The sequence below is a fragment of the Ancylomarina sp. genome, from assembly GCF_041555295.1.
GTDB lineage: Bacteria > Bacteroidota > Bacteroidia > Bacteroidales > Marinifilaceae > Ancylomarina.
In genome coordinates this window covers 1-7973 of the sequence record NZ_JBFFKR010000161.1, presented here as the reverse complement: position 1 = coordinate 7973, position 7973 = coordinate 1, and the positions used below count along the sequence as shown (strand labels likewise).

5 protein-coding genes are annotated in these 7973 nt (G+C 35.6%); 4 read left to right on the top strand and 1 reads right to left on the bottom strand.

The genetic code is table 11. The features are described 5' to 3' along the window. Window positions 1-156 precede the first annotated feature (156 nt). A complete protein-coding gene (locus ABY905_RS11355) occupies window positions 157-642 on the bottom strand; it encodes a class I SAM-dependent methyltransferase (protein ID WP_372643842.1) in 486 nt (161 codons plus the stop codon). Between the two features lie 189 nt (window positions 643-831). Here ABY905_RS11355 and ABY905_RS11350 point away from each other — a divergent pair, with 189 nt between their 5' ends. The 4 genes from ABY905_RS11350 (at window position 832) to ABY905_RS11335 (ending at window position 7583) form a co-directional block, all read left to right on the top strand. Beyond that, window positions 832-2880, top strand: coding sequence for a TonB-dependent receptor plug domain-containing protein (locus ABY905_RS11350; RefSeq protein WP_372643839.1), 2049 nt, complete (start codon window positions 832-834; stop codon window positions 2878-2880). 176 nt (window positions 2881-3056) lie between these two features. Further along, entirely contained in the window at window positions 3057-4283 is a 1227-nt protein-coding gene (locus tag ABY905_RS11345) for an ABC transporter permease (protein WP_372643836.1), read from the top strand. A 46-nt stretch (window positions 4284-4329) separates the two neighbouring features. Then, the gene (locus tag ABY905_RS11340; RefSeq protein WP_372643833.1) at window positions 4330-5589 is read left to right on the top strand and encodes an ABC transporter permease; all 1260 of its coding nucleotides are present in this window, start codon (window positions 4330-4332) and stop codon (window positions 5587-5589) included. 1559 nt (window positions 5590-7148) lie between these two features. Continuing rightward, window positions 7149-7583 (top strand): helix-turn-helix transcriptional regulator, encoded by a 435-nt coding sequence (locus ABY905_RS11335; protein WP_372643830.1) that lies wholly within the window; start codon window positions 7149-7151, stop codon window positions 7581-7583. The last annotated feature ends 390 nt before the right edge of the window (window positions 7584-7973 follow it).

The following is a 7973-nucleotide window of genomic DNA, read 5'->3' as shown; positions in this document are numbered from 1 at the left end:
TTTTATTTTTTTTGCATAAATGCATAATAAGCTCTGTAATTACCATTCTTTACTGGGATGGTAATATCTTTCAGATCCAGAATATGGAATAAGGAAGAGAACGGTTTCTGCATTTCATCTTTAATTTGAGAAATAAAGCACCGGTCCTGTTGGTGTTTAACGGTATTTCCCTTTGCCTTCAAAATAATCATCTTCTTCGTTAAAGGCGATCGAAAGATAAAAAGCATTCTCATTAAGTAGCTTAGCTACATTCCTAGCATACATTTTTCTGTCTTGTGGAAAAATATGATGTAATAGACCGTAATCAAAAGCAAAATTGAATTCAGATAGGTTTATATTGAGTTTTTGTGTAAAATCAGCAACCAAGAATTCTATCGATAAATTGTCTTTGTTTGCAAGCTTTTTAGCTTTTTCTATGGCAACATTAGAAAAATCCACTCCTGTCATTTCAAATCCCACCTTAGCTAATTCCCGACTGTAATTTCCAAATCCACAACCTATATCAATAGCCTTGCAAGCTTCAACTATCTTATTTGTAATGAGCTCTTTGATTGCAATAGGTAGGCTTAATGCATTCCAAGGAATGTTTTCAGGTGACTGCTCACTATAAATCCGATTGAAACGTTCGTTTGATTCTTTCATGTTTAATAGGTTGTTCTTTAGTTCTATTAGTTGAGTTTTAGTCGTGATTTTATCTAAAATACAAACAAGAGTTCATCTTTTAGTTAGCAGATATTATCTATATTTGCTCGGTACTGCGATTCTTATTTAGACTCGATAAGAACTGCGTGTTGAAAATCAATGTATTAAATTATTTTGAAAAAGAATTCGATGAAAAAATTAATTATAAATTCAGAATTGTCCTATTTCAGGAAGTGGACAAGACAATCATACTCAATTTTTAATAGTATTAAAAAAGAGTGTGTTATCTCATCTTTACTTGTAGCTTACTTATTAGTTGCAACACCTCAAAACTCTTTTGCACAGGCTGATACTGTGCTAGTTAATAACAATAGAAAGCTAGATGAAGTCGTCGTCAGTGCCCAACGAGCCTCCGTGACATATTCCCAAATGGCAAGAGTTGTAACAATAATGGACAAAGAAGCAATTGAGTCGGCTCCTGTTCAAAGTTTACAAGATTTGCTAGAGTATGTTTTGAATGTTGATGTACGCCAAAGAGGTAATCATGGGGTACAGGCCGATGTAAGTATTAGAGGTGGTAGTTTTGATCAAACTATGATTTTACTTAATGGCGTGAATATTACAGATCCTCAAACTGGACATTTGAGTCTAAACCTTACGGTGGATATTGAAAGTATTGAAAGAGTTGAGGTGTTACAAGGACCTGGTGCTCGAGTTTATGGTCCAAATGCTTTTAGTGGTGCCATCAATTTTATCACAGGTACAGGAAATAAGAACAATTTGAAGGCGAATATTTCAACTGGTGAAAATGGCTTTTACTCAGGATCAACCAATGCGACGATTATCACTGGAAAATTAAAATCATATGTAGCTTTAGCTCATAAGTCAAGCGATGGCTATATTGAGAACACAGACTTCAGAAATTCAAATTCCTTTTATCAAGGACAACTTTCAACTGAAGTAGGATTATTAGATCTACAGTTAGGTTATAACGAAAAAGCCTATGGTGCGAATTCATTCTACACCGCATCATTCCCAAATCAATTCGAAGAAAACAAGACATCCTTTGCCAGCTTGCGTTTAACGACAAATGGGAAAGTAAAGATGACACCAAATATTTATTGGAGACGTAGTCAGGATAGATTCGAGCTTTTTCGTGACAATCCTGCTTCATGGTATACAAATCACAACTATCATTTGACTGATGTTTATGGAACTAGCATGAATTTTGCTTTTTCATCGAGCCTTGGTAAAACAGCAGCAGGTATTGAGTTTAGATCGGAAAATGTTTGGAGTAATGTATTGGGGGAACTGATGGAAGAACCAATGAAAGTGCCAGGTGAATCAGGAGCTTTCTTTACGAAAAACCATACCCGAACAAATTTGAGTTACTTTTTAGAGCACAATGTTTTTATTGACAAATTCACTTTTACTGCTGGAGTTCTGGCCAATTGGAATTCAGACTTAAAAAGAGGTTTCAGTTTCTATCCAGGTCTAGATGTGAGTTACCAACTTACTGAGGATAGTAAGTTATATGCTTCTGTGAATAAGGCATTGAGAATGCCAACCTTCACCGATTTGTATTATGTTGGACCAACAAATATTGGAAATACAGATTTAGATCCTGAAGAAGCAACGACATATGAAACAGGTGTCAAATTCAATAAAGGTTGGATTAAGGCTCACGCTGGAATTTTCAAGAGAGAAGGGCGAAATATGATTGATTGGGTTAAAACCAATTCTGAAGATAAATGGCAGGCTCAAAATATAACAGAGTTAGATACTTGGGGAATCGAGTTTTCTTCGAATTTTAACATGCAGTATTTAATTTCGGATGATTTCTTTATTAAGAATATTGCTATCAAATATGCGTATTTGGAAGTGGATAAATCATCTAGTGAATTTATATCTCGTTACGTACTCGATCAGTTAAAGCATAAATTGAATATATCCTTGAATCATAAGATTTACAAATCATTAGGTGCTTCATGGCAGGTGGCTTGGCAAGATAGAAATGGGACTTATACCTGGTATAATAAAAAAGATTTAAGTCAATTCGAAGAACGATCATATCGCCCATTCTGGTTGGTCGATACAAAACTTTACTGGCAAAAACCAACATATACCGTCTATCTCGAAGCAAGTAATTTATTAAATCATGATTATTACGATATGGGAAATATTACGCAGCCCGGTCGATGGATTCGAGCTGGGGTGAAACTAAATCTAGATTTGTAAGGCATTATTTAATCTGCAAAAAAACGTTAAAAGTCACCTTTGGGTGACTTTTTTTTATTTTGCTCATGGCCAAACTTTTCTTACCTTGAGGACAGAAAACCACTACCTTAGCTATTAAAACCACCATTCGGGCACTATTCATAGTTGTATGAATAATTTGAACCAATATATAGCCCATGTTCGATCTTGATAAATGGCAAGAAATTTACGAAACTATCCGTAAAAATAAACTTCGCACCATACTGACTGGCTTCAGTGTATCGTGGGGAATTTTTATGCTCATTATTTTACTAGGTTCTGGAAATGGACTTCAAAATGGGGTGGTGAATCAATTTAAGGCTGATGCTGAAAATAGTCTTTGGCTTTATAGTGGACAAACCAGCATGGCCTTCTCTGGCATGCAACCTGGTAGACGTATTCAATTTACAAACGAGGATTATTCCCGAACTAAACAATCAGGCTTGGATGTCGATAAGATTAGTTCTCGTTTTACCATTCGAGGAAATAATTTAATAACCTATAAAACAGAGTTTGTCAATTATTCCATTGTGGCCGTTCATCCCGATACAGAAACACTAGAAAACACAACCAGTTTGAAAGGTCGATTTCTCAATGAAATTGATGTCAAGCAATATAGAAAAGTGGTTGCTATTTCTACCGTTGTGGAAGATGCCTTGTTTAAAAAAGAAGAACCTGTCGGGAAATATATCAAGATCAATAATATTCCTTTTCAGGTCATTGGAACTTTTACCGACCACTCCGAAAGAGATCTTCAGCGCGTGTACATTCCTATTTCCACAGCCCAACGTGTTTTTGATGGATCCAACAGAATTTCCAATATGTCTTTTACAACTCAAACCCATGATATTGAAGAGTTAAAGCAGATGGAAAAGTATTTAATTAACACCTTTGCTGCTCGCCATAAATTTGATCCGAAAGATAAGCGTGCCATGTTTATCAATAATAATATGGAGAATTATCAGCGAACCATGGCCTTATTTGCCGGTATACGCTTGTTCGTTTGGATTATCGGCATAGGAACTATTATTGCCGGGATTGTGGGAGTCAGTAATATCATGATTATTGTCGTTAGAGAACGTACCCGCGAGATTGGTATTCGTAAAGCATTGGGGGCGACACCTCTTTCTATCATTTCATTGGTCTTGACCGAATCCATATTAATCACTTCCGTTGCTGGATATGTTGGTTTGGCAATGGGAGTCATACTCCTGGAGGTATTGGCTCCGCATACCCAGATTGAATTTTTCATGAATCCTTCGGTGGATCTTCGGGTGGCCATTAGTGCAACAATTTTATTGGTCGTATCAGGAGCAATAGCTGGCTTTTTTCCAGCAAGAAAAGCGGCTTCGATTCTACCAATTGAAGCCTTGGCAGATGAATAGTATGATTTAAAGAAAGATAAACCCAATACTCATAAATACAATCACAATGTTTGATAAAGATAGATGGACTGAAGTTTATATGGCACTCAAAAGCAATAAGTTGAGAACTTTCCTGACAGCCTTTGGTGTTTTTTGGGGGATTTTCATGCTCATCATCATGCTGGGCTCAGGAAAAGGGCTTGAGAATGGTGTTTATTATGGGATGGGAGATTTCGCCACCAATTCTGTTTTTATCTGGGCACAACCAACCAGTAAGGCCTATAAGGGATTTAAGCAGGGCAGACGCTATCATTTCAATAATGATGATACCAAGGCGATTTTGGATAATGTGCCCGAAATCAAGCTTCTAGCACCTAGGATTGAAGCCAGAGGTGGTAATGCTAACAATAATGTTGTGAGAGGTCTTAAAACTGGTGCCTTTAGTATTCTGGGTGATGTACCAGATGTGAATAAAATTGATCCGGTGAATATGTATGATGGTCGTTTTTTGAATGATATCGATCTTTTGAAAAACAGAAAAGTAGCTGTGATAGGCAAACGTGTGAATGAGGTGCTTTTTGAAGATGATGATGCAGTTGGTGAGTATATCAAAATCAATGGCATTTTCTTTCAGGTCATTGGCGTATTTCATTCCATGCACTCACAAGGCTGGGGCGAGTGGCAGGATCAATGTGTTTTTATTCCATTCACAACACTTCAAAAAACCTATAATTATGGCACTCGAGTAGGCCATTATTCAATTACATCGAAAGATAATTACACGGCTAGTTATGTCGAGGATAAGGTTAAAGCTCTTTTAAAACGACGTCATAAAATTCATCCCGATGATGAAAGAGCCATTGGTTCTCACAATGTTGAAAAGGAATTTATAAAGATCAATCAACTCTTTATGGGAATTTCTGGTTTGATCTGGATTGTGGGAATTGGTACCCTTATGGCTGGTATTATTGGGGTGAGTAATATCATGCTTTTTATTGTGAAAAAGCGAACCAAAGAAATTGGTATTCAAAGAGCCATTGGCGCATCTCCATCTATGATCATCAGCTCAGTGATAACAGAATCTGTTGTGTTAACCGGACTAGCTGGCTGGATCGGTTTGGTCGTTGGAGTAGCCTTATTGGAGATGCTTAGTTTGGCTATTGAGAAAAGTGGAGGTGAACAACCTATGTTCACACATCCCGAGGTCGATTTTAAATTAGCAATTATGGCTCTCGGTATTTTAATTCTGTCTGGCATATTAGCTGGAATCATTCCTGCCAAACGAGCCGTTGGTATTAAACCGATTGATGCCATTAGAGATGAGTAATGGAAGCTGTTCTTGAGATTTGAAATTCTTCGAAGTATGAAAACTGGTGTAGATGCGAAAAATACCTTTCGTATTTGCATCAGTTTATTTTTATAGGCCTTTTGTAGACGAAATTCACTCAAAATTCAAAATAAGGCTAGAAAATACGAGTTTTAGTCTGGTTGTTTAAGGATAGTGACCTTAAGAAAAAGCTTATAAGTACTTGGCAATATAGACTCAAGCCTACTTTTTGAGTCAATTTAACTTCTTGAGATTTTCATATTTAAACGGAACAGTACATTGGTCCGTGATTATTTCATTACAAACCCTACAAATTCCTGACAAGAAGTTTTTTTTAGCCAATCAAGAATTCTATAAAATTAAAGCCTAATCTTTTTTTATTATTTCCCTGAGCAAGGGTAGATGTTTTTATTTCAATATTATTTTCTATCTGGATTGATGATGGATCATTAATCCAGACAAATGATATTCCTTTTTGGCAATTAAGTGGAAATTAGTCCCAATAAAACAATTTCAGGTCGATTATATGTAGATGAGAGTGATTAAAGGGGGTGTATTATCGACACTTCCATTGTCTAACCTATTGATCTTGTGTGTGTCTTGTGAGTTTTTAGACCAGAATAAGCCTTCTGAGATTCACATATTTAATTATTACTGTCCTGTGGGGCATGAAATTTACAATTGTCAAAGGTTTTTAAATTGGGTAGGGGAGTTATTTGTGAATTATAGAGTTTACAAATCGAAATAAAAAAAAAGAAATTTAAAAAATAGCGGCAATACATATGTGAACAACGAGGAACAGATAGTATTATTGTTAGTTTACAGAAGTTATCTGGAGATACACTCAGGAATCAACACATTTGTGAATAATTGCAATTTGTTATCAAAAAGAAATCGGTGCAACTGTTTACTTATGGAACACAACAGTGAGCATTCCACAGCCGAGTCTTTAGTTAATAATATTATCATACAGCCAGTATTTTAAAAGCTTTATATAAAGTAATACTTTAATTTAAATTTCACATTGGTAACATATATCTGTAATACATATTAATTACCACAATAAGCATCCGACATAACATCTCACTGTCAGCATATTAAGACTATATTTGTGTAATTTACTTCAATAAAGTTAGATACAGCTGTAATATCTGTTTACAGAGTTTATAATCCTCTATATATTCATAGTCTAAGTGACTAGTTAATGAATTATTTAGCCCATAGATTCATAGAGCCTATTCACCCTGATTTCTCTGACTTGTTTACATACGCATATGTAAACATTATTAAGGGAAACGGTATCTATACCTTGAATGTTCTCTATACTAAACATCTTTCACTGTAAGTGCAATTTTAGGATCAAGAATTGGTAACATTTGTAATAAATACATCCAGTAAAAAAAGTTACTTTTGTGTATTAGATGCGTTGTGAAATGTAAATTACTTATTTTGATTTTTGTAAATTTTAAATTACATTTGTACTGAAACGAGAATTAACAATTGTAACAAAACGATAAAGAAGAATATTCTGCTCTTCTTTGATTTATAATAGCTTAAGTATGAAAGATAGAATCATTCAATTACTCAACAGTGAAGGGCTTAGTGCTTCTAAATTCGCCGATATTATTGGTGTACAGCGCTCTAGCATGTCTCATATCTTATCTGGCCGCAATAACCCTAGTCTGGACTTTATACAGAAGATTATGCGCTCTTTTCCTAATATTAATGGGGATTGGTTGATATCTGGCAGTGGTGAGATGACTAAAAACCAAGATTCACCTTCCTTATTTCAGGAGGTGATAAAAGAGGAAGATCCTGCCCCCTATCAGAGCAGTCAGCCGCCTAAACTAAAAAAGGAAAGCCCTGAAGTCACTCAAAATAAGGCCGATCAGATGCCAGATCTGGATATGTCCGCTTTTTTATCGGGCAAAAAGATTGAAAAGGTTGTCGTATTCTATAGCGATAAAACCTTTAAAGAATACAATCCTGCTTAAACAGATTTTCAATGAGTCACCCTATAAAACGCCTTAAAGCCTTAGATTCCCTTCTAAGGCTTCTTTTTTGTCTGCGATTAAGATCCGCTTGTTTTGAATCATTTTAAAGTCTTTTAGAGAGCTAATTTCCCTTTGTGTAAGCTAATATTTCACTTATCTTTGAACTCGATTTACTATTAAACAGCATTTGATGCCTCTAAAGCTCTATGCTTCCATTTTATACCCTTAAAAAAGTATGAAGAAACTAATTCAGGACTTTGAACTTGTTAAGTACGAAGAACTCAATTGTGAGCATTTTGTGCTCGACATCAAGGCTAACGAGCCTTTACCGGAGATTCTGCCAGGTCAGTTTGTTAATGTGAGGGTCGATAATAATAACTCGGTTTTCTT